Source organism: Vibrio penaeicida (genome assembly GCF_002933855.1).
Lineage (GTDB): Bacteria > Pseudomonadota > Gammaproteobacteria > Enterobacterales > Vibrionaceae > Vibrio > Vibrio penaeicida_A.
The window spans coordinates 86,741-107,554 of the sequence record NZ_BFAQ01000032.1 but is presented as its reverse complement, the minus strand read 5'-3'; the positions used below and the strand labels follow the sequence as shown (position 1 = coordinate 107,554).

Below are 20,814 nucleotides of genomic sequence, written 5' to 3'. Positions count from 1 at the left end.
ATAATGCGATGAAATCTCAGACCACTTAAGGGGTTCACTCATCATCCGACACCACTGCCTTGCGATAACCATAATCGCAAATGACCGAGAAGGAAAGGGAGAGAGAATGTGTTAGGCGGTTTGATAGCTGCTTATGGCGCTATCATTTCAAACCCGTTTACTCCGGTTCACCAATAAAATCGATACCTGTTAAATCGTTCGAGAAACCAATGCCTGTTAACTTATGTTCTGTCACTAGGTCTCGAAGTGTGTCAGTACAGAATAGATTTACTGGACCTTCCTCAATGGATTTGAAGAGGTACTTATCTTTAGTGTCTTCTTCGTCGAAAACCAGTGCTTCCAATCCAATCAATTCACCGTATTCGATTTTTTGGACGGTTAACTGTTTGTTTTCTTTTGCGAATGTCTGTGCAGTAAAGAAGTACCAAGTCTCACCTTTTACATGGATTGGTAAAAACTCGCCACACGTGGATAACTGTGTGTGCAAGCAATCATAGGCTTTGGGTGAAAATATGAGGAATGTATTGCACCAAATACTGATATCAGGGGTTTCTGAATCTTTATTGAGGACATCAGCAAACTCTGAATTCACCTTACCCCATATAGGTTTCAGTGACGCATTGTTTGAAGGTTGTTGAAGTATGTCTCTGACAAGTTCAAAGTCCCCCAATTGTTCAGCCAAATCACTCGGCAACAATGAAAGGGTTTTAAATTTAGTAGGGTCTTCTGTGATTCTATAAACGGTCATGAGCCATTCCAACTAACATCTTTTTTCTCTGTAATCTTTGAAGGGTATTTTCCATCTTTCAGGCTCATTTTAATCCACTTTAACCGAGCAAGTACCATTTGTTTTGTCATACCACCCGTCAAGAATACTCTTCCAATCCAACTCTCATAGTTATATCGGTGTATTGAACGATGAGCCGGTGACTTTGGGTCAGCCCAATTCAAATCAAGGTTCTTTTTGAAATTCATCATCCAAACACCATTTCTAGGATCGTTTATGCCTATTTGATGCATGTGTAGCTCAATCCGAGCCCCCTCAATGGCGGCTTGTTTGAATCGACCTTTGCCCGGAACAATGTGGTGAGCTTCATGATTGATAGTGGGTTTGGGTTCACCTGCTGCGGTCAGATTTCTAGCCAGTTTTTGAGTTGGGTGATGTTCTTCTTCCGAAAGTTCCTTCAGCTTTTTACTTTGGTTTCCTTCCACATAATCTCTAAGTTCAGCTTCCATCTCTGCAACCTTGGCATGAGCGATCAGCTGAGTGCGTTTCATCTTCAAAAACTTTAGATCTCTTTGCTCTGCCTCAAGCATTCGTTTTACTTGTGCTTTGGGTGCCTTAGGAGCCTTATTCGATTTGTATTTGATGTAGAAGTCTCTGACCAACATATCATAACGGTCTAAAGCTAATTCTGCTGCTGATGGGTTTGCAGGACGATTTGAACGGTGTCCAGCGGTAGATAAGCCTGTTTGCATTTCCATGTCCATGTGTTGATTTTTTGTAGTAATAACACCAATAAGAAACTAGTTGCAAATAAATATCTAAAAATTACGATTCTGTTTAAAAAGCTAAAGGAATAAATAAAACAATGCCGGAAGATGTATTTGGTGGATTTGGCTGCCAATGCAGCCAATAGTTGATTATTCCTGTTGACAGGCGGAAGGTTCATGCACACTTTTTGCACTGACCAGCCGGGCGGTTTTTTCGATGTAGTGACCTCTAATAACTTATCTGGGGTTAACTTCACCGAAGTCGACTCTGAGTAATACCTTACTTTGCTTGTTATCTTTATTAGACACATTCACAAAAAGTGACGCTACTCACTTAAATACATACTGTTTTTATATACAGTTTTATGTATAAGAAACCAATCCAAAAGCGAGAAATCCGTCGAGTTAGAATATCAAGCAAAGAAATCATATAGATAGAACAGAGCCCAAAATCAGCACGAACAATCTATGCTTACTCTTAGCCTTTAACTGCCTAACTTGATGTTTTTCATTAATTTTCTTTTGACCCGCACATGGACGTGACCATTGATCAAATCAAGGATGAGAGGTTTCGCTATGCGCTACATATCAAAGAGAATCAGAAATGTTGAACCCAACGAGTTGGCATTAAAGGTTGGCGATCTGGTCGTGGTTGACCCTAGAGAATTACCCCCTAGCGGAGAGTTTGGGCTGTACAAGGACAGCGACGGACGAGAATACCTGGGATGGGAAACTGAGTATTCTCGCCCTGTTGGCAAACTCATTGGGATATTGAGATACCTGTATTGAGCAAATGTTTCAAAAAAACTTCCTTCGTCTCAGTGCCATAGTCCTGAAGGGATGTGTCTAGGATTTCTTGGGAGCTTTTTTAGTGTATGTATGTCTTTCAGATAGGTTTTCCGAAAGTGTATTCTCCTTGCTCCCCATGCCGGCAATTCACTAAGAATAGAAACGACCCCTTGAATTTCTGCTGACTCAAAGCTGTACCCTTTCATTTTCAGTAAAACTGACAATAAAGGCGTAGCCGGACTAAGCTGACAGAGAGTTTTGTTCACTGCGAATCACCTTCACGATGTAAATGTTTAAGAGTAATTGTAAAAAGAAAAGCAGTAGGTAACCATCGGGCAACGTCTGATCGCGATACAGATACATCGGATAGACATTCTCAAGGATTGTAAAAAGAATAAAGAAGACAGAGAAGTACGAAATGAATTTATCACTGAATATCTTCACTTTTTGATGAATTCCAACCAAAGCAATAATGGCTATGTAGGCAAGAAGAGGAGTAACAAAAGCAATGGCTTGTTCCACTGTATCACCGACGGTGCTATAAGCATTCATAAATGCTGAACCACCCGTCAATATGGCAATAAGTACGATAACTCTGATATTCAAGCTGCCTCCTGTTATAGCAATAGATACGTGCTCATTGAGGCTAAATCGTAACACTAGGAAAGTATATATCTAGGTTGGTCTTTAAGACTTATGCAGCATTTCACATACAGGCAATTTCTTACCTGATTTACACACAAATGCTGCTTCTGCAAACCAGTATAATCACATAACCCAATGCAAACTAATACTGGCACACGTTTTTGGTATGCTTGAATTTTTTGTTAGGGCAATGGTATGCGATACAGTGTATGTCCCTTTTTGCTTACCCTTGTTTCCAATTTACCCTCTGAAACTAATTTTTGGAGAGAACTCCGAATCAAGGGGTGCTCATAACTAGCTAGTGAAGAAAATCCTTGTTGCTTTGAACCCCAAACCCGAATTCGTGCAGGCGAAAAAGCCCATTCTGAATATTGTTGTAAAAACTTTAAAAGAAGCTCTTTTAAAACAATCTCCCTCGGAGGATCCATTAAAACGGCTAGTTCATCGTTCTCTTTGACTTTAGCTTCCAAATATTCGATACGGTCTTCTAGATAACTCAATTCTTCGGCATGCTCAGAAGCTTGCCCCTGAACTATGTCAGTAAACTCAACGCCACCAATTTTTGAAATTCGCACACCTATCTTCGCCCAAGGTACCCATACAACAAACAATGCCGAGATTGAGAACATAAAGATCCCACTCAGACCCAAATCTTTAGGTGATGCAAATTCTTGTGGTGCTTTCAAATATTCCCAAAAACACATCACACAAACAATAATTAGAGAAATGCTAACAACTGAGGCGGCAATTTTGATCCACTTCGGGATTTCAAAACCCGTTGAAATAGCTCCAACCTCATCTTCAGGCTTTTCAAAATTTTGTTCCTGATGACTCATTTTATCCCTCTTTGCCCTAACGACAACTTAAACCACAGACAACACACAAAACAAACCGCTGATTACGCTTCAAACACCAAATTCACCGTAGCTAAAATGCCACGTGTTGACTGTCGGTTTGAAGCTTTTGTTATATGTTTAACTTTTGCCTATACTATATGCGCATTATTAATACGCATAGGACTATTTTATGAGAAACACATATAGCACGAATGCACCAAAAAAAGCAACAAACCTCAGCTTAAACAGTGAGTTACTAGCCGAAGCTAAGCGCCTAAACATCAATCTATCCGCAACTATGGAGAAGGCATTAGAAAAGGAAGTCAAACAACAATTAAAAGCCGAATGGTTAGAGGAAAACACTGAAGCGATTGAAGCTTGTAACGATTTGACAACAAAACACGGACTATTTTCCGATTCATACCGAGTATTCTAATGCCACAATTTACGCTTTATAAAAACAACGACAAGAGCACCGCTACCGCTTATCCATATTTTGTTGATGTCCAAAGCGAGTTGGTAAATTCACTTAATACTCGCTTAGTCATACCTTTAACTCCTATCGAACTACTAGAAAAAAAAGTACCAAGTCATTTATGTCCTATCATTCATATCGATGAAGGGGACTTCGTGATTCTTACCCACCAAATGGCGAGTGTACCAGTAGGGATTCTTGCAACCCCAGTCAACGAAATAAGTACGTTTAGAAACGAAATAATTGCTGCAATAGACTTTTTGATCACTGGCATATAACGCCAGCTTAAACCGCAGACAACGCACTACAACGGCTTCCGCATACCACCTAAATCACTTAAACCAACGCATAGTGAAAATACCATGCGTTGCAAATCCCTCTTGAGCAGTTTGTTAGATGCCAGATCACAGAACCTGATTTAATAGTGGTAACGACATGAAATTATCGTTATCGCTTGATCATCGACTGCGTAAACAAGCCTATTAGTATCATCAATACGACGAGACCAAAAACCAGATAAGTTCTCTTTTAACGGCTCTGGTTTACCGATGCCCTCAAATGGAGAGCGCTTAACATCATTGATGAGTTTATTGATACGCTTGAGTGTTTTCTTGTCTTGAGTTTGCCAATACAGGTAGTCATCCCAAGCATCATCAGTCCACGACAATAAACGTTGACTACTACTCATCAATTAACTCTCGTACTGTCGTTTTACCAGCACGGTACTGTGCTACCGAACGGTTTAGGTGTTCAGCGTTTTGAGGAGAGCGTAGTAAATGAACTGTCTCCATAAGGCTATTGTAGTAGTCTAAAGACATAACCACTGCATCCTCAGAATCACGGCGTGTAATAACTGTTGTATCAGCATCATTAACTACACCGTCTAAAACAGCTTTGAGACCATTTCTAGCTTCAGTAAAAGATACGATTTTCATAAGAACCTCAACATGTCCAGTTAATGGAACAAGTATAGTTTTCACCACTCCACTTGTACAGTAAATTGAACATGCGATATTGATAAGACAACTAACGCCAGCTTAAACCGCAGACAACGCATAAACCAAGCCGTATCACTGTGCCGTAAACACAAAAACTAATGCATAGTAAGCATGCCACGCGTTGCGAATCACTCTTAAACAGATTGTTATGCAACTGCTCCATAGCGTCTTAAGAACTCTTCTTTGCGATGCGCTTGAATACAGAAAGAACTGAATTCGTTGAAGCGTTTTAGCTGCCATAGAATGCCCTTGCCAAAGTCAAGATACACTGGCTTCGTTGCATTTAACCACACTTGTTTTGGTCGTTTCCACTCATAGAAAAAATGACCAACATGAGTATCTTTAATTAAGCTCTCTATTTTATCAGATGAATGTATTTCGATTAGTTCGTCTGGTTGGTATTCAGAAATATGGAAGTAGATAAAGTGTGTTTTATGATTAGTATTTTGAACGCCAATGTCCACCATAGATGCATGGTTCGGGTCTGGTAATGCAGCCCTTAACTTCATATTTTTAGCTAGGTTCCTACCATTTACAACCCAAATCATATCTCCGTAGAATTGCTCACGAGACTGTAATTCCTTATGCGACATCGATGAGTTTTGGAACTCTAATACCATACCATTAGGTAATTTAACGTCTGCTATATGTTTTTCACCGACCTCATCAAAGTCGACAATCTCTTGATAGTCATTTGCCCAATGGTTTTTCCAGTCTCTGTGCCACTGACTTTCATTATCCCACCAAGGGTCACATGAATCTTTGCGTGTATGAGCCCAATGCCAACGTACTTTAGTGCCACACTTAGACAGCGTAGGCTTGCCACAAAACTGACATAAACCTTTTACCTTCGGAGACGGTTCCTGCCTAACTCCGTCAACTAACGAAAACTTCATTCTATCCTCCTGTTACATAACAACCAATTAAGTAGCCAAAAACGTACAAACGCCGTTTCTGAAAGCCACCTTAAAACCAAAAACGCAACGCATAATCTGATTGAATCGTATGTTATGTATTCTAAAGCCTGGCTTTACCTGATAATTGTTGATCGACTATCGGCTTAGCTCGTCTATACATAGCAAGAAGCATTTTTAGTTGAACTAGTTCATTATTATTAGTCATTTTTCGAATTGCGTTTATTTGTTCACTCGTGAGTTCAAAGTTAGTGGCTAACTCTTTACTAGCGTCACGAATGAACTCAATGTCACTTCTAGTTAACCTAGATTCAGCATCCTGTATTTTTAAGCTGCCTAGTTTTCTCCGATGATAACTACTAACGATAGCATCATAAGTCTTATTTATAGCCAAGGCAGAGCCACAGATAGTTGTAACCAATGCTGCAACTTGGGAAGCAACATCAATCACACCTGTAAGTTCAATAAAGCCGGGAGATGCGTATTGTAAGCGAGAAACTTGGAGGCGATGCGCTTCTTTAGTTAGACCATAAGAGCGCTGGAAAAAATTAACTACGCTATAACCCCCACCCCATGGGTAAGTGGAGAAATCTAAATCCACATACTGTTCATTCGCCACTCGTTGTGCAACATACATAAAACTGTATAGCTGAACATATTCACGTGTTACGACAGAAAGGTCTCTAAGCTCCCAACGTTTATCCAATTCGATATTAAATTTACCTAATTCCATAAGATTATCTCTATTACTAGGGAATACATAACAAATGACATGAATTCCCCTTTCCTAGAATCTGCCACACTGAGGCGGTATCGACTTAGCAAAAAATCACTTTAGCATCCACGTCATCGATTCCAACGGGAAAGCTATTCTCCACAAATCCGTCACTCACCCTAAACGCGACTACTTTAACAAATATTCATCTGAGCGCATATAGTTAAAAGCGTGTAAAGGCGCACATTCGTGAACGAAATGACAAAACGAAGTAGATTACTTTGTTGTTCGAGATGGATTGGCTGCTATCGCAGCCAGTAGCTATTATTGCCTATTGACAGGCGGAAGGCTCATATGTGTTATAAGCAATTTTAACATCCGGCTGGATTTCCTCGAGAGCAGCCAGAGTAACCTGAACCACCACTAAACATCGCGTCGACGATAAAACCTATAACTATAGCGCCAACAGTTATGTAAAAAGAAAATTTTAATGCTGATAGCAATAACTTAGCGCTAAAGTCTTTACGCTCTAACCATAAAATAACTAAAAAAGAGCCTACAAAAGCGATCGGTATTCCTATTCTAGGCTCCCATACAGTCAGCATTATCACAAAAAAGATAAGAATAGGTTTCCAGTACACTGCGAAGAATAAGAATGCCCCCATTCCAAATAGCGTAAAAAGAATACCAAACATTAAATCCATCTATGTACTTCCGAATGCATATAACTCCCTCTTAAGTGGTTGCCAATACACTATACTCAAACACACCACCGTGATCACAAAACCCAACTAAACCAAAAATGCCAAAGGTTAGCTGTCACTCTTGAGCAATTTGTTAGGGCTGAATTTACAAGTTGATACCCATAGCCTTATTTACTTCACTAGCTATATGCCGCATATTTTTATAGGCATAGTGCTGACAATAAATAAAGTCTTGAAACCTCACTTCAGGTGCACCTACACCATGGGCAAAGATATGTCTAAGTGACCTATATTCCGAGAGTTTTGAATACCAGTGCTCATTAACTGAAGATTTTACACCAAAACTTTTGAACAGCTTTCGACGTCTATCCACAGAGTTTGCTTGTCTTTTTACAGTTTCCCAAGTCTCACTTCCGTATTTAAAATCCTGCAATCTAGGCGTTGGATAATTATATAAGACACCGTCCTTTGCAGCGTAGAGTATTCGCAATACACCACGTTCAAGCTCTTCAAGAGCCCCAAGTGATGCGACTATTCCAGACCGAATTATAAACTGGTCATGTGTCCAATATCCACCTAGCTCTGAGCCATGGCAGTCTTCATCATAATGGTCAGAAAAACTTGAGCAGACCATAGATTCGTGAGCCATTTGGGTAATATCGATATCTTTTGAATAGGATTCATACACATCTATAGCAGCATGTAATAGAAAGTTTATTTTGGGCTCTCTGCCTCCATCGAACTTAGACTTAGAAAAGTAATCCTGATCTAGAATGAATTCCGCGTCGGGAAACTGCTCACGAACCCACTCAGCAAAGTCAAAGTGCTTTCTCATCGCATACATACTAGTCAATGAAAAACTAACATGAGACCTTATTGATTCTAAGTGTCGGTATCCAATTCTAGTTATAAACGCCAAATATCCTCCTAAGCCCTAATGCTCAAATCAAGCTGCCGATGCAAATCACCGTAAACACAAAACTCACTGCAAACCAAAAATGCCGCGTGTTGTTTGTCGGTTTGAAGCGTTTGCTATGCTAGTTGGGTCACGATGTCAGTCAAAGCTTCTTTTAACGTTGAGACCAATGGACCGTCCTTACCGCCACATCCACCTAATGAGTTGTCCTGTTGATAGTACATAATGGAATATTCCATTGGATTATACGGTAACGTTTTATTTAGCTCTTCAATTCGGTTCTTCGTTCGTTCAAGCTCGTCATTCGACAATACTTGTGCTGACACGTTGAAACCAGCATTTTGAATTGTTCCCTTCAGCACAGCTAACTTCCAATTTGTTTTTTTATTGAAACTGAAATCTAGGACACTTAGTGCTCCAAAAAAACCATCATCTGGTGATGGAAAGTCAAGTTTTAACTCTGTCGAACCGTACTTGCCTATTAATGAGCTACCACTAGAGACTAATGAAAAGCCTTCTGATTCAATGAAAGCCGAGAATTGATCTTTTAATTCCATCAAAATTCGTTTTTTGTCCTGAACAAATGCAGCGCTGTACTCTGCCTCAAGCTTTTCTAGTTCGGCTTTTGCGTCTTCAAGCTCTTTAATCTTTCCTAATACCACTTTCTTGCTCCGATTTTATAGTTACTGTCACTATCTCTATATGAGGACTAACTAGAAAAATTCAACCAATTGCATAATATATATTTCGAAGCAGTAACATAACGAACGACATGAATTCTCTTCCTAGAGTTTGCCGTACTGATGCGGCATCAACTTAGCGAAAAACCACTTTAGCATCCACGTCGTCGACCCTGACAAAAATCATTCTCCACAAATCCGTCACTCGCCCTAAACTGCTGGCTACTTTAACAAATACTCACCTGCGCGCATATGGTTAAAAGCGTGTAAAGGCGCACATTCGTAACAAAATGACAAAACGAAGTAGATGAGTTTGTTGTTCGAGAAGGATTGGCTGCTATCGCAGCCAAGAGAATGTTATTGCCCTTTGACAGGCGGAAGACTCATATGCGTTATGTAAATCTTATATAGCAGCGGATGAAGATACTTTTAAGTTAAAGAGCTTTGTAAAATTTTTTGCAGAAAATAACAGTCTATAGCTATCATCGTATCCCTTAAGCTCGACGAATTTCTTCTTTTTAAACTGATTTATTATATATTTACGACCCTTATCACTGGCAGCAAAAATTGTTCTCCAATTACCATTACAACTCTGGAGCATCCGAACTAATTGATTGTTAACCTTGATTGGGTCATGAGCTTTCACTCCATCACCTAAAAGTGAAAAACATTCCTCTTCCCAAAACTGGAAATAAACCGCCATATCACCCGCTTTAGATACTCCAATCAAGCCATAAGCCACGCCATGTATAGATTCTTTTACGAGATAATCTCCGCCTTTTGATGTATACCAAGCATCCACCTCTGAACTAGACAGAGCGGAAAAAGATAGTATTGATAAAATTAAAGTATAGATATAGCGCATAATTAAACCAAATGAGTTGCATATTAGGCGAGTGTACCATCACCTACCTGTCAGTTCCGTGCGGCAAGTCAACTTCGGATTTACACAACTTCCAATTAAGCTGCCAAAAGCGCACCAGTGCCGTCTCTGCAGGTCATCGTAGACACAAAACTCAACGCATAGTAAAAATGCCACGCGTTGGCGGCCAGCTTGAAGCTTTTGTTAGAACTCGGGCTGAACACCTAGCTGATCATTGATATGTTTAGCAAAATCTAGAACTTCATTGATCAACGTAGATACCTCACTGACTGTTATATTTATCAATTCGCCATCTTTAGTTTTGCCCGCTCGGTGAACTAAGTCATGTCTTTTGTGCGTAGCTTTTATAAGTAACTCTATTGATGATGGAAACTCTATTTCAAATGTAGCTTTGAACATCGGTCTGAGTTTGGGCAAGTTATGCCAAAGCAACTCTACCAAGTATTCTTTAACGGTGCCGTTCAATGATTCATATTGTTTAAAAATGTCTGAAAGCGGTAGCTTATCTTTTTTAAATTCAGGGTTAGACTCAACAAATCGACGTAAGTAGAAGTCATCAGACTCAAGTTTGGTAATAAATAAGTCTGATAGAAAAGCTTCCAAAGATGTTATGACGTTTACATATACCATTTTTAACAGTGTTTGCTGATGAGCAGAGGAAGTTTCAATATCTAGCATATCTCGAAGTTGATTGACTGCATTTTCAAACTCTTTGAATGGTTCTGAAGCAGTACCTAATGTATCGTAAAAGTAATCGTCGAAGTCTTCTTGCCTTGGTATTCCTGACCACTCAATACCGTCTTCATCAAGCTCATCAGCAACCTCCTGTATTATTTTTTCATCTAATTCATCACCAAATTCTGAGAACAGTTCATCACCAGCTTCATAAGGACCACCATGAATGTAGATATATCCTCCCTCTCGACTGTTATAAGGACAATCGTGAACAGGGTCTTGATAGTTTTCAAAAAACCACTGCCTTATAATTTCTTTTTGAAATACAGTACTTTTTAATTTCAAGTCTTCAACTGAAATCTTGTGCAATTCTTCAGGAATTGAATATATCTTACTCATGGTTACTCCTAGAGTTCTAACAATTATTATCGGACAGAATGTCTGAATAATTCATCCAAAGGGTGTCCAATAACATTCTGACCACTTGATCATAATAAAATGCAACTCATTGCACAATATAAACTTAGGCACTTCATGAAGTCGACTATCTGGCGTGAAAACGGGCATTGTTCAAGTTTAAATCAACCGTGTGAAAGTACAGCTCTCTTCAGTTGATGACAAACTAGATTTGATCTTAATTTATCCCTCGCTCTTCCACCTCCCCAAGCAGCTTCATCACCACCTGAATCGCCTCTCCTGACCGAATCAGAGCGCCATCACAGCGATAGACAAGCCACCCTAGCCTCATTGCCTCGGAGTACTTCTTCAGGTCGTCAGAGAAGCCCTTCCCGCGCGTATGTCGCCCCTGGCTCCATCCACCGCCCTCGACTTCCACGGCGAGGTCATGCTCTGGCCAGGCGAAATCAAAGCGCCATTTGCGGGTGGGATGAAATTGAAACTCTCGGTGAGGCGCTGGCAGTTTCAGCGCTCTCACCTGTAGGGCAAACTCAGCCTCGAGTTTACTCGCCATCATTCGCCTCCTGCTCAATGCGCCGAATATCCTGATCCGACAAAACAAAGTTACGCTGAAACAGTCGGGTTTCGGCTTGGCTTACCGCTTGTTTGAAAGGTTCGAGTGAGGCTTGAAGGTGCTGAAGGAAGGCGATGCAGTCGTTGAGTTGGTCGGTGGGGATGAGCTGGGCGCGGTTCACGCCCGCGTATTGCCTGAGTACTCGCCATGCCGCAAACTCGGCGGCGTTGCGTTTTTGGAACCGATTGCCAATGCCCCACACGATATAGCGCAGACTTTGGTACTGCTCTGGGGTAATGGTTTCGATACTGCGGTTGGGAATGTACGCGCCCGTTTTGCGGATGGCGGGCAGGACTTCCTCAAAGACCCAGTTTTGGAATACCTTTGCTTCCGGTTTGTTACTTCGGAAGATAACGCGATAGAGGTTGGGTTCGTTGATAAAAATCAGTTGCTGCTTACCCTGGGACGTAAGGGTTACATTTTTTGTAACCCCCTTTTCATCCATTTGAAAGCGTTCAGGGCTTTGATTTTGGATGCTTAGTATTGAACAGACATCCCTTAGACAAAACCAAGGTTCATTGTTAACGATTTGGATACGAACGGAGTGGGTAGCGTAATCGAATACACGGACAGAATTAGGCATGGTTGCCTCCTTTTGATGATACGTATCACCACCAAGGAGGTTCCAATCTCGATTGGCGGCGAGCTGGACAAGGTTGGAACTACCGCTCAAAAGGAAACGGTGCGCCGAAGCGCCCTCATCCAGCCCACCATAATTCGAACGAATAAACAGCAGGTGCGCTGAATTTACGCAATAAAAAACCAGCATCAAAAAGCTGGCGTCATTGCGCCTTTTGAGAAACGGGGTTCCAATCCCGATTGCGGATTTTGCCGCAATGAAACCAGTTTTGCTCACCCGTACCAGCTTGTCAACGGTTTTTTGGCTACTCATCGTGGTCAGCCTCTCCGCCTTGATGCCGGAAATCGTGTTGCTCCGGACTCTCCAGGCACCAACCAATGAATTCTCCGACGCTAGGAAAGAATGGGCTTTTGTGCTTCCGGGCTTTACGGAGTCCCTGTTGCAGCAAAGTTTGTGTCACAATCTGATTTTCAATAAACGCCTTAGCCCAAGTTTTCTTGGTTCTTGCAAGGATTTCATCATCCGGCAACGCGTGTCGCCAGGATGGAAAAATCGATTGCAGCTCAACAAACAGAGCGTTGATTATCTTAGCCTGATTTTCGGGGTATACTCGGTTCAGTTGAGTAGTGTTTTTCATCTCTGCCTCCATTACCCGCTAGGAGCTTCCATCCAACTGGTATTATCACTATAAAAATCTAAATAAGACTTTGAGTAATACAATCATTTCTTAGTCTTCACGACCAAGCCCTTCACAATCCAGTGCCAGTAATTGGGCTGTATCAAGCATTCTGGGCTTATTGGGATTGTCTGCGCTACCGCATCGGTAGACCTGACGGACTTTCTCCCCATCCCCAACCACCATTGGGGGGTCAACTGGCTGTCCACTCTGCAAATTGCCCGCCTCACTAAGCCCAACCAGCACTCTCGGATAAGTGGCTGGAGACTGTGTGGCGTAGGACTGATACCGTTTCACAAACTCGTTGTGCCGATAGGGCAACTCGTCGCTGTCGGTGTGACACAGGGTGACCCATCCCCCCATTTCGTTGATGACCGCATGGATAACCGCGTCGTCAAACACCACAGACGAATATACTCCAACTGAGCCAATAGCGTCGTGCACCTTGCTCCACGCCCGTTCTCCGCGAGTATCCGTCGTGCCCTCCAGAAGGCGTATCACATCCGCTGGCTTTGGAAAAAACTGCCCTGTATCTGGATTGCGAACGTGTTGATTGAGTGCCGTCCGAACCTCCTCCAAGTCATAGTGTTCAAGTGCTTTCCAGTAAACACCCAACATTTCACGCGATAAATCTTTTCGCATGTACAAGCTTGCCGTCAGGTAGAGCAACTGGGCAAACAGTGTTTTTTCAGAAAGGTTCATGCCCAAAGACTCCTTGCGTCAACGCACTCATGCGTGCTTCGCTGAGGGGCGAAGCATCATCGGCATCAATCCATTCCTGAACATCTTGGCTGAACATCGGAGCATTGTTGGCGCTCTGTGTTGCGTTGAACTGAGGTCTGGCAAAGCGTTTACTGTTTCGCATCCAGTTTCGCCATGCCGCAGTCCAGTCTTTGAACTTCGACCCCTTAGCTCGGTGGTAGTCCAGAAATTTCTCAGTCTCCAGAATCAAATCGGTTTGGATTTGGTTTTGATTTGCCCAGTTGAACAGCTCGGTTGTCACGGTGAAATCGGAAGGAGCTTGGGTGGTGTTTTTTTTGGGGCGCTCTCGCGCGCTGTCTTTTGTAACCTTGTCTTTTGTAATAGTGTCTTGTCTTTTGTGGCCGTTAGAACTGACGGCTGAAACGTCGGACTCTGACGGGGCGTGCCGTTGAAACTGACGGGGCGCGCCGTCAGAATTGACGGGGTTAAATGCCTTTTCTGGGGGTGGGTTCCGGTCTGTTTTTAGATCGATTTTGGTCTGCTGCTCGACTGAATTCGATCTATTTTTAGACCGTTTTGGGTTTGTTTCAGGAGGGCTGTTTTTAGCCTGTCTAGAGTCCATTTTCGGTCTTTTTTGCTTCGACAATACCCACTCTGACAACATAGGGTTTAACCCTATTTTTTGACCATTAACGACAAGGATTGCTCGGTCAACAAGTGATTTTTTGACACGACTGATATTTTTAGAGCTGATTCCTGTCATCTCACAAAGCTGCTCATTGCATATCCAGTCCATGTCTTTATTGAAGCCATACGTTTTCATTAAGACTGCATGCACGACACGGCTCTCTCGGTCACTCAAACGTACCCGACACAATGCCATGCCTATCTGATTAGCAATCCGGTAATACCCTTTCTCTAATGAGGCTTTCTCGTTACTATCCGGAAAGCTCAGTACGTTGTCTCTGTCTATCGCATGGTTCATGATGCCCCCTCGGTATTCTGCTGATTTGAGTGGAGTTCAGGATGGCGCTCTTCAAGTAAGTTGATAGCAGCAAGCGATGTTGCTACAGACTCTCTGAGTTCCTTATGTGTTTTCCGAATTAACGGGATTGACTCAGGGCTTCCTTCAAGCTCGATCATTGAAATTTGAGCTTCCATGTTTTCCTTCGTAAGAGAAGCTGCAATTGTCGAACAACAAAGCTCGTCATTCATTTTGATGGGACTGACACCAATGTATAAACCAGGAATGTCGTAGACTTCGTTTAGGTAAGAAATACGAAGGTCAAGGGGCATGGCGGCAACAATGGCTTGTTCAACAAAAAATAGGCGGGCGGGCGAGCGTTTAGTGCCATTGTCTGCAACTCCTAGCCAGCGAAAAATCTTTTGCCGGTTAGTGTCTGCATTCGTAAAGACATCCTCCGCATCCATGAAGGAAATCTCTTCTATCTGCAGTGACTTATTCAAACCCAATAGTGAAAACTGCTCCACAATATTTTGAGCAATAAGTAACTGAGAGATTCCATTTCTTTCAAGCCACAGTGATATGTGTTTGTTCAGTATCCTCAAGCGATGTTTGTTGCTAATCATTGGAGACCTACCTTTCAAAATGTATTATGTAGTCAATTGCTTTTACAAATGTCTTTAGAATACCGATTACTTTATGGATGCTTTTCGTGATCCTTAAGGAGGTCATCTACACTGATTGCCCCAGATGTAGCTAAGGAAATGGATCTTATATATTTTGCCGGAGCTTGCTGACGACGATTTATCCAATTCCATACATGTGACTGCTTAACACCAAGCACGATCGCTAAAGCAGTTTGACCACCCACTAATTCGGCAGATCTTTCTATCGCAGACATGTTCTTTCCTCTCGAAGTTGATATAGATTTATGTGTATTTAAAAACACATAAATTGGTTTGTCAACAACACAAAAAGTTGTAAGAATGGTTGTATGAGCATAAGTAATCGAATCAAAGAACGCCGAAAATCTCTTGGGATGACGCAAGAGCAACTAGCCAAGAAAATCGGTGTTTCCCAAAATGCAATCCACAAATTGGAAGACGGAACGACAAAAAAGCCTAGAAATATCCTTGAGCTTTCTAGAGTTTTAGGCTGTCAACCTGACTGGTTACAATACGGAAATGGTAGCCCTCAAGTTTTGGCGCATGTTGATCCTGGACCTGAAATAGTTGGACTTTATCCCCTTATAACTTGGCAGCAAGCAGCATCATGGACCAACATTCGAGACCTCGACTCTTCGGAACTTGAATTTTATCCATGTCCAGCCCCAGCTAGTAACGAAGGCTTTGTACTAAAAATTCAAGGCGTAAGTATGGAGCCTAAGTTTAAGGATGGAGATCTTATTTTTGTCGACAGTCAAACACAGTGGCAACACGGTTCTTACGTCGTAGTGAAGTTAAATGCAGACGAAGATGTTACGTTTAGGCAGCTATTGATTGAGGGAAAGCAAAAATATTTAAGGGCAATCAATACCAACTGGCAAGAAAAGATTATTGCCATTGACCATGATGACAAAATCATTGGTACTGTTGTATTTTCTGGTCAGATGATCTAATTAAATCAAATAGTTAACATTTAACCTCTAGTCATAGATTACAATCCCAAGTAGGTGGGAGTTGCTCCTGGCTTCCACCTTTAACTGCTGCACTTCTCTTAGCCTTTCCTAAACACCTAATATCATGTGGATTTCAGCCAAACTCTATTGCCAGTTTGTCTCGCTATACTCCTTAATAAATAAAAATACACCTTTATGTGTTGACCATAAAATAGATAAATGTTTATTATGTATTTTAGTTAACAACTAAAGATAGGGAGTCCCCATGAAAACACCTTGCATCATGACCCTGGACTTACACCGTTACCTCGCTGAGCAAGATAGGCTCGATGAGGTTCATGCCGCATTGGACATCATCAAAGAAGAACTCACCTGCGAGCTACTGAGTGGTAAAAGTGTTCATCTGGGCGGTCAAAAATGGGGATTCGATGATGTCTTGTCGACAGCGTTCGAGACCGAAGAATTCTGTGATACCTGCATTGCACTGGCTGCGAACAGAGATAACCCCGAAGGTTTTCTCGCTCAAAGGCAACGATACCACTTCATGATTGAATCTGCGGCAGAAACTCTGGCGAGCGAACTTGCTGAACCCATATACCAATCACGTAAATACGGAGGTTTTTATGACTACCGCTAATGCTGTATCTCTTGCGTCCATACACAAAGAGTATGTGAAATCCTTAATTATTCTGGCTCGTCGTAATGGTATGAAACAGACTGATATTGAGAGTTTTCATTTTCAGAGACGTCTTGGTATCGGAGGCTCCGACGTAGCGGCTATTCTTGGTATTTGTCCCTACCGGACTCCTCACGATGTTTGGTTGGAAAAGACCGGGCGAGAAGAGCCAGAAGACTTATCTGATAATGACCGCGTGCACTTTGGCATTGAACTGGAAGAAACAGTGGCTCGTGAATACACGAGACGCACCGGTTTGAAAGTACAAAAACGCAATAGCCCATACATTCACAAGACCATGCCTTGGCTTCGGGCCAACATTGACCGCCATATTGTGGGAGCAAGGAAAGGGCTGGAATGCAAAACCGCCGACAAGTGGGCAAACCGCGACCTATGGGGGCGAGGCAATGACTATATGGAGAAAAACGGTGTGTTTGAGTGTGTGGACGAATGCGACGAAGTCCCTGAATCTTACATGCTGCAAATGCTTCACTACATGATGGTGTGTGACAAAAAAGTCTGGGATTTGGCAGTATTGATTGGTGGCAATGATTTTCGAATTTACACCATGGTGCATGATAAATACCTAGTCGACATCGTCAGTCAAAAACTTAAGACGTTTTGGTTTGAGCATGTGATTACGGATATACCGCCGCCTCCCGTCAACCTCCACGATTTGGATACCATGCATGCAAAAGACAACGGACAAAGCATAGTTGCAACCGACGAAATCTTAGAAGCCTTCAAACGCTTGAAAACCATCAAAGACCAAATCAAAGCACTGGAAACCGAAGCCTATGGTCCTGTGGTCGGAAGCAGACACATTGGCGGACTGGATTTCGCGATTAAGCACTTCATGGGCGATAACGCCGAAGTGTTACTTGATGAAAATGGTAAAAAGCTCTGCTCCTGGAAATCGCAAAGCAGCAAGCGTATCGATACGACAGCACTGAAAGAGGCAGAGCCGGCTATCGCCAAACAGTTTACTACCGAATCACATAGCCGAGTCTTTCGAGCCTAAGGAGACTATCATGAGCGTACAATTGTCTGACCAAGAGTTATCACTGCTAAGCGCGGCACCGGACAACACCTCACTATCGTTTGATGTTGCTACGATGATGTTTAACCCCGACCTTATGGGGAGGCTTGAACGCTTTGCAGAGTTGATGGCGACGGGTAAATCGACCATTCCAGACCATCTCAGAGGCAGTCCTGGAGACTGTCTCGCCATCACGATTCAGTCCATGCAATGGCGTATGAATCCACACGCCGTCGCACAGAAGACGCATTTAGTGAACGGGACGCTTGGCTACGAAGCTCAGCTTGTGAATGCGGTGATCACCGCCATGGCTCCAACCAAAGACCGAATTAACTATGAGTGGTTTGGTGACTGGCACAAGGTCATTGGAAAGTTCGCCACCAAGCAAAACGGAAACGGCAAATCCTATCAGGCACCCAACTGGAAACCCGAAGATGAGCAGGGTCTAGGCGTTCGCGCTTGGGCTACCCTGAAAGGCGAAGACGAACCACGAGTATTAGAGCTGCTATTAACGCAGGCGCAAGTCAGAAACTCGACGCTCTGGGCGTCCGATCCCAAACAACAGCTGGCCTATTTAGCCGTAAAACGGTGGGCAAGATTACACACTCCGGATGTCATTATGGGGGTATATACCCCCGATGAGCTTGAGCCTGTTGAAGAAAAAAGTATCAATCCGACGCCGACGAAACACACTTCTCGAACCGAATGGCTTCGAAGCAAACTGACGGCAGATGCACCTAGGGTTTCAGCCGAGGAAGAGGAGACGATTACGTTAGATGGTATTTTGCTCAAGATTGAGCACGCCCAAAGCGAGAGGGAATTGACCGAATTGGTGGCCGATGCAAAACATCTAAAAAATACCGAGCAAACTAAGGCAAGAAAAGCCTACAAAGAGCAGTTGATTAAACTCAGGGCGCTTGAGTCCTCAGATCAAGATTTGAATTGAGGAGTGACGCCTCACCGCTTTGTCTGCTCTTGATGAGCGTATGCAACCTAACGTGGCGTTTTTGAATGACTACAGGATGGTAAGAGGATAGCAATATGAGAAAGCTGAAACCTAAAGATTATATTGAAGAGTTCTACCCTGGATCGGGTATGTGCCCGAAAACGGTGACAAACTGGATAAAAAAAGGAAAGCTTAGAGGAGAGCAAACCCCTACGGGACGCTGGCTAGTACTTGTTGAAGCCGATAACTACTCAGTCACGCAGGAGCTACTGAACTTTCTGGAGACGGAATAGTGGCGGCAAAACGAAGACACTCAAACAGAAAAGATTTCCCAGATTTTCTCTATGTAGAGAAACGCGCTGGAAAAGTTCGCTATCGATTCACTTGCGTTGATGGAACAAAGAAAATGTTTCCTGTTGGGACAACAGAATATCAGGCGATACAGGCTGCTATCGCCTATAACGCCAAACATCGAGCAATGGAGTCATTCAGTTTAGAGAGTCAAAAATTCATTAAACCCACAGACAAATTCAATAAGCCTCTATCAGAATGGATTGTGGTTGTGAAAAATCGGGTTTCAGACGAAGAAAACATGAGCCCCGACACCTACTCAGTGTTTCTGAATGATTGTGATCGCCTTATTGAGCGGCTTGGTCATAAGCTATCGAAACAGATAAAACTGACGGATCTCAATGATTGGCTGAATCACTACTTTGGTAGCAAGTCAAAAAACGTCTACAACCGAAAAGTGTCTTTTTTAAAAAAAGTTTTTGCCTACCTCGCGGATGAATCGGCAGTAAACACCAATGTCGCTGAGCAAAAGAAACCTCGTCGGTTAAACCCTGAAGATAAGTCAAAAGAAAGGCTTGATTTGACCATAGACGACTTTAAGGCAATCCATCAAAAAGCCCCGCTGTTTCTCAGGACAGCAATGGAAATTGCGCTTCAATCCACTCATGCCGTAAAAGAACTGCACCGGATCAAGTACAGCATAAAAAAGCCGGCACCAGGCAAATGCGGGATATTGTGGTTTGAAATGCCCACACATCAAAATGGCGTCACGGTATACGGCACTCTGTATATCCACCGACAAAAAGTCAAAAACAGCAAAGCGAGTTATGTGGCTATTCCGGTCACTCAAGCCATAAAGGATACCGTTGATCGCTCTCGAAAAGACAAACTCATCTGCCCTTATGTCGTCCACCGCAAAAATAAACTGACCAATGGCATCGCTAAAGAATGCGATCACCAATTCCAGTGCACCAGTAAAATCATCAGCAGAACATTTTCAAAAGTACGTGACGAGCTCAATTTATACTCAGACCTTCCCAAATCCCTCAGACCAACCTTTCACGAAATCCGCAGACTAGCCGCCCAAAAGCTACAAGAAATGGGCGAAAACCCACAACAAAGAATGGCACATTCCCGACCTGAAACCACAAAAATTTACACCGATTCAAACAACATTGAATGGCACGAAATCCCGGCAAAAGAGGTCGAAATTTAGGTGGTAATATACAGTGGTTTTCAATTTACTAACTCTTTGTTTTTCCTCAATTATGATTTTTCCATTTCCGCCTAATTTTCATGCAAAAAAAGCAAAAAAACATATGATAACCATCTGTAAAAGAAAGGAAAAAACCAAAAAAGCGCATGAACATGGGGTGTCAGGGGTCGCTGGTTCAAATCCAGTCAGTCCGACCATGTTAAAAAAACCGCTGTTTTTACAGCGGTTTTTTGCGTTTGGGCCAAAGCAAATACGTTGTCACGGCTTTTACCCGCGCAACGGGCTCTCTTTTCCGATATTCAGTTGAATTCACTCTCAAAGCCGCTTCTCGGGTTTAGGCGAGTGGCATACA

The 20,814-nt window shown here is 42.6% G+C and carries 29 protein-coding genes and 1 pseudogene; 10 read left to right on the top strand and 20 right to left on the bottom strand.

All coding sequences use genetic code 11. The annotated features are described in order from the left end of the window. Positions 1–157: 157 nt before the first annotated feature. Entirely contained in the window at positions 158–748 is a 591-nt protein-coding gene (locus VPNCDNU1_RS19185) for a hypothetical protein (RefSeq protein ID WP_104401812.1), read from the bottom strand. After that, on the bottom strand, positions 745–1,479 hold the full coding sequence (locus tag VPNCDNU1_RS19180) for an AHH domain-containing protein (protein ID WP_104401811.1): 735 nt from the start codon (positions 1,477–1,479) through the stop codon (positions 745–747). The genes VPNCDNU1_RS19185 and VPNCDNU1_RS19180 overlap by 4 nt, the downstream gene beginning before the upstream one ends. 591 nt (positions 1,480–2,070) lie before the next feature. Between VPNCDNU1_RS19180 and VPNCDNU1_RS19175 the strand changes: the two genes are divergently transcribed. After that, positions 2,071–2,283 (top strand): hypothetical protein, encoded by a 213-nt coding sequence (locus tag VPNCDNU1_RS19175; RefSeq protein ID WP_104401810.1) that lies wholly within the window; start codon positions 2,071–2,073, stop codon positions 2,281–2,283. A 240-nt stretch (positions 2,284–2,523) separates the two neighbouring features. Here VPNCDNU1_RS19175 and VPNCDNU1_RS19170 read toward each other — a convergent pair whose 3' ends face one another. Together VPNCDNU1_RS19170 and VPNCDNU1_RS19165 are read right to left on the bottom strand one after the other, a co-directional pair. Continuing rightward, positions 2,524–2,889 (bottom strand): hypothetical protein, encoded by a 366-nt coding sequence (locus VPNCDNU1_RS19170; protein ID WP_104401809.1) that lies wholly within the window; start codon positions 2,887–2,889, stop codon positions 2,524–2,526. A 221-nt stretch (positions 2,890–3,110) separates the two neighbouring features. Next, the gene (locus VPNCDNU1_RS19165) at positions 3,111–3,764 is read right to left on the bottom strand and encodes a hypothetical protein (RefSeq protein WP_104401808.1); all 654 of its coding nucleotides are present in this window, start codon (positions 3,762–3,764) and stop codon (positions 3,111–3,113) included. Between the two features lie 190 nt (positions 3,765–3,954). Between VPNCDNU1_RS19165 and VPNCDNU1_RS19160 the strand changes: the two genes are divergently transcribed. Beyond that, positions 3,955–4,200 (top strand): type II toxin-antitoxin system CcdA family antitoxin, encoded by a 246-nt coding sequence (locus tag VPNCDNU1_RS19160; RefSeq protein ID WP_104401807.1) that lies wholly within the window; start codon positions 3,955–3,957, stop codon positions 4,198–4,200. After that, entirely contained in the window at positions 4,200–4,517 is a 318-nt protein-coding gene (locus VPNCDNU1_RS19155) for a CcdB family protein (RefSeq protein WP_104401806.1), read from the top strand. The genes VPNCDNU1_RS19160 and VPNCDNU1_RS19155 overlap by 1 nt, the downstream gene beginning before the upstream one ends. Positions 4,518–4,657: 140 nt before the next feature. On the opposite strand, the gene VPNCDNU1_RS19150 is transcribed toward VPNCDNU1_RS19155, so the two are convergent. From VPNCDNU1_RS19150 to VPNCDNU1_RS19135, 4 genes are all read right to left on the bottom strand, one after another. Next, positions 4,658–4,927, bottom strand: a complete 270-nt coding sequence (locus VPNCDNU1_RS19150; RefSeq protein ID WP_005464459.1) for a Txe/YoeB family addiction module toxin — start codon at positions 4,925–4,927, stop codon at positions 4,658–4,660. Further along, positions 4,920–5,174, bottom strand: a complete 255-nt coding sequence (locus VPNCDNU1_RS19145) for a type II toxin-antitoxin system Phd/YefM family antitoxin (RefSeq protein WP_104401805.1) — start codon at positions 5,172–5,174, stop codon at positions 4,920–4,922. The genes VPNCDNU1_RS19150 and VPNCDNU1_RS19145 overlap by 8 nt, the downstream gene beginning before the upstream one ends. Before the next feature lie 209 nt (positions 5,175–5,383). Further along, positions 5,384–6,133, bottom strand: a complete 750-nt coding sequence (locus VPNCDNU1_RS19140) for a competence protein CoiA family protein (protein ID WP_224055220.1) — start codon at positions 6,131–6,133, stop codon at positions 5,384–5,386. Between the two features lie 121 nt (positions 6,134–6,254). Further along, positions 6,255–6,884: a hypothetical protein gene (locus VPNCDNU1_RS19135; RefSeq protein ID WP_104401804.1), complete on the bottom strand. Its 630-nt coding sequence runs from the start codon at positions 6,882–6,884 to the stop codon at positions 6,255–6,257. A gap of 79 nt (positions 6,885–6,963) precedes the next feature. On the opposite strand from VPNCDNU1_RS19135, the pseudogene VPNCDNU1_RS29335 reads away from it, so the two are divergent. After that, positions 6,964–7,113 (top strand): annotated as a pseudogene (locus tag VPNCDNU1_RS29335) (IS110 family transposase); the annotation flags it as partial. A 124-nt stretch (positions 7,114–7,237) separates the two neighbouring features. Here the strand turns inward: VPNCDNU1_RS29335 and VPNCDNU1_RS19130 are convergent. The 12 genes from VPNCDNU1_RS19130 to VPNCDNU1_RS19070 form a co-directional block, all read right to left on the bottom strand. Continuing rightward, positions 7,238–7,570: a hypothetical protein gene (locus VPNCDNU1_RS19130; RefSeq protein ID WP_104401803.1), complete on the bottom strand. Its 333-nt coding sequence runs from the start codon at positions 7,568–7,570 to the stop codon at positions 7,238–7,240. A gap of 145 nt (positions 7,571–7,715) precedes the next feature. Further along, positions 7,716–8,405: a hypothetical protein gene (locus VPNCDNU1_RS19125; RefSeq protein WP_145959470.1), complete on the bottom strand. Its 690-nt coding sequence runs from the start codon at positions 8,403–8,405 to the stop codon at positions 7,716–7,718. 197 nt (positions 8,406–8,602) lie between these two features. Then, a complete protein-coding gene (locus VPNCDNU1_RS19120; protein ID WP_104401801.1) occupies positions 8,603–9,148 on the bottom strand; it encodes a hypothetical protein in 546 nt (181 codons plus the stop codon). Positions 9,149–9,569: 421 nt separating this feature from the next. Then, positions 9,570–10,031 carry a hypothetical protein gene (locus VPNCDNU1_RS19115; protein WP_104401800.1) on the bottom strand — a complete coding sequence of 154 codons (462 nt, stop codon included), beginning with the start codon at positions 10,029–10,031 and terminating at the stop codon, positions 9,570–9,572. A gap of 201 nt (positions 10,032–10,232) precedes the next feature. Continuing rightward, entirely contained in the window at positions 10,233–11,123 is an 891-nt protein-coding gene (locus VPNCDNU1_RS19105; protein WP_104401799.1) for a HEPN domain-containing protein, read from the bottom strand. A 235-nt stretch (positions 11,124–11,358) separates the two neighbouring features. Next, a complete protein-coding gene (locus VPNCDNU1_RS19100; protein WP_237324174.1) occupies positions 11,359–11,697 on the bottom strand; it encodes a hypothetical protein in 339 nt (112 codons plus the stop codon). Then, positions 11,684–12,337 carry a BRO-N domain-containing protein gene (locus VPNCDNU1_RS19095; RefSeq protein ID WP_104401866.1) on the bottom strand — a complete coding sequence of 218 codons (654 nt, stop codon included), beginning with the start codon at positions 12,335–12,337 and terminating at the stop codon, positions 11,684–11,686. The genes VPNCDNU1_RS19100 and VPNCDNU1_RS19095 overlap by 14 nt, the downstream gene beginning before the upstream one ends. Before the next feature lie 301 nt (positions 12,338–12,638). Next, positions 12,639–12,971 carry a replication protein P gene (locus tag VPNCDNU1_RS19090; RefSeq protein WP_167404837.1) on the bottom strand — a complete coding sequence of 111 codons (333 nt, stop codon included), beginning with the start codon at positions 12,969–12,971 and terminating at the stop codon, positions 12,639–12,641. A gap of 90 nt (positions 12,972–13,061) precedes the next feature. Then, a complete protein-coding gene (locus tag VPNCDNU1_RS19085) occupies positions 13,062–13,712 on the bottom strand; it encodes a DUF6475 domain-containing protein (RefSeq protein WP_104401796.1) in 651 nt (216 codons plus the stop codon). Further along, on the bottom strand, positions 13,699–14,697 hold the full coding sequence (locus tag VPNCDNU1_RS19080; RefSeq protein ID WP_104401795.1) for a replication protein: 999 nt from the start codon (positions 14,695–14,697) through the stop codon (positions 13,699–13,701). The genes VPNCDNU1_RS19085 and VPNCDNU1_RS19080 overlap by 14 nt, the downstream gene beginning before the upstream one ends. Beyond that, positions 14,694–15,302, bottom strand: a complete 609-nt coding sequence (locus tag VPNCDNU1_RS19075; protein WP_104401794.1) for a toxin YdaT family protein — start codon at positions 15,300–15,302, stop codon at positions 14,694–14,696. Before VPNCDNU1_RS19075 ends, VPNCDNU1_RS19080 begins: the two co-directional genes overlap by 4 nt. Before the next feature lie 71 nt (positions 15,303–15,373). After that, positions 15,374–15,577, bottom strand: coding sequence for a YdaS family helix-turn-helix protein (locus VPNCDNU1_RS19070; protein ID WP_104401793.1), 204 nt, complete (start codon positions 15,575–15,577; stop codon positions 15,374–15,376). 93 nt (positions 15,578–15,670) lie between these two features. Here VPNCDNU1_RS19070 and VPNCDNU1_RS19065 point away from each other — a divergent pair, with 93 nt between their 5' ends. From VPNCDNU1_RS19065 to VPNCDNU1_RS19040, 6 genes are all read left to right on the top strand, one after another. Next, positions 15,671–16,294 carry a LexA family protein gene (locus VPNCDNU1_RS19065; protein ID WP_104401792.1) on the top strand — a complete coding sequence of 208 codons (624 nt, stop codon included), beginning with the start codon at positions 15,671–15,673 and terminating at the stop codon, positions 16,292–16,294. Between the two features lie 265 nt (positions 16,295–16,559). Then, complete coding sequence (locus tag VPNCDNU1_RS19060) at positions 16,560–16,931, top strand: hypothetical protein (RefSeq protein WP_104401791.1); 372 nt, start codon at positions 16,560–16,562, stop codon at positions 16,929–16,931. Next, positions 16,918–17,991, top strand: a complete 1,074-nt coding sequence (locus VPNCDNU1_RS19055) for a YqaJ viral recombinase family nuclease (protein ID WP_201797138.1) — start codon at positions 16,918–16,920, stop codon at positions 17,989–17,991. The genes VPNCDNU1_RS19060 and VPNCDNU1_RS19055 overlap by 14 nt, the downstream gene beginning before the upstream one ends. Positions 17,992–18,001: 10 nt before the next feature. After that, a complete protein-coding gene (locus VPNCDNU1_RS19050; protein WP_201797137.1) occupies positions 18,002–18,955 on the top strand; it encodes a RecT family recombinase in 954 nt (317 codons plus the stop codon). Positions 18,956–19,050: 95 nt separating this feature from the next. After that, on the top strand, positions 19,051–19,248 hold the full coding sequence (locus VPNCDNU1_RS19045) for a hypothetical protein (protein WP_022612936.1): 198 nt from the start codon (positions 19,051–19,053) through the stop codon (positions 19,246–19,248). Then, positions 19,248–20,462 carry a tyrosine-type recombinase/integrase gene (locus VPNCDNU1_RS19040; RefSeq protein WP_104401790.1) on the top strand — a complete coding sequence of 405 codons (1,215 nt, stop codon included), beginning with the start codon at positions 19,248–19,250 and terminating at the stop codon, positions 20,460–20,462. The genes VPNCDNU1_RS19045 and VPNCDNU1_RS19040 overlap by 1 nt, the downstream gene beginning before the upstream one ends. Positions 20,463–20,814 lie beyond the last annotated feature (352 nt).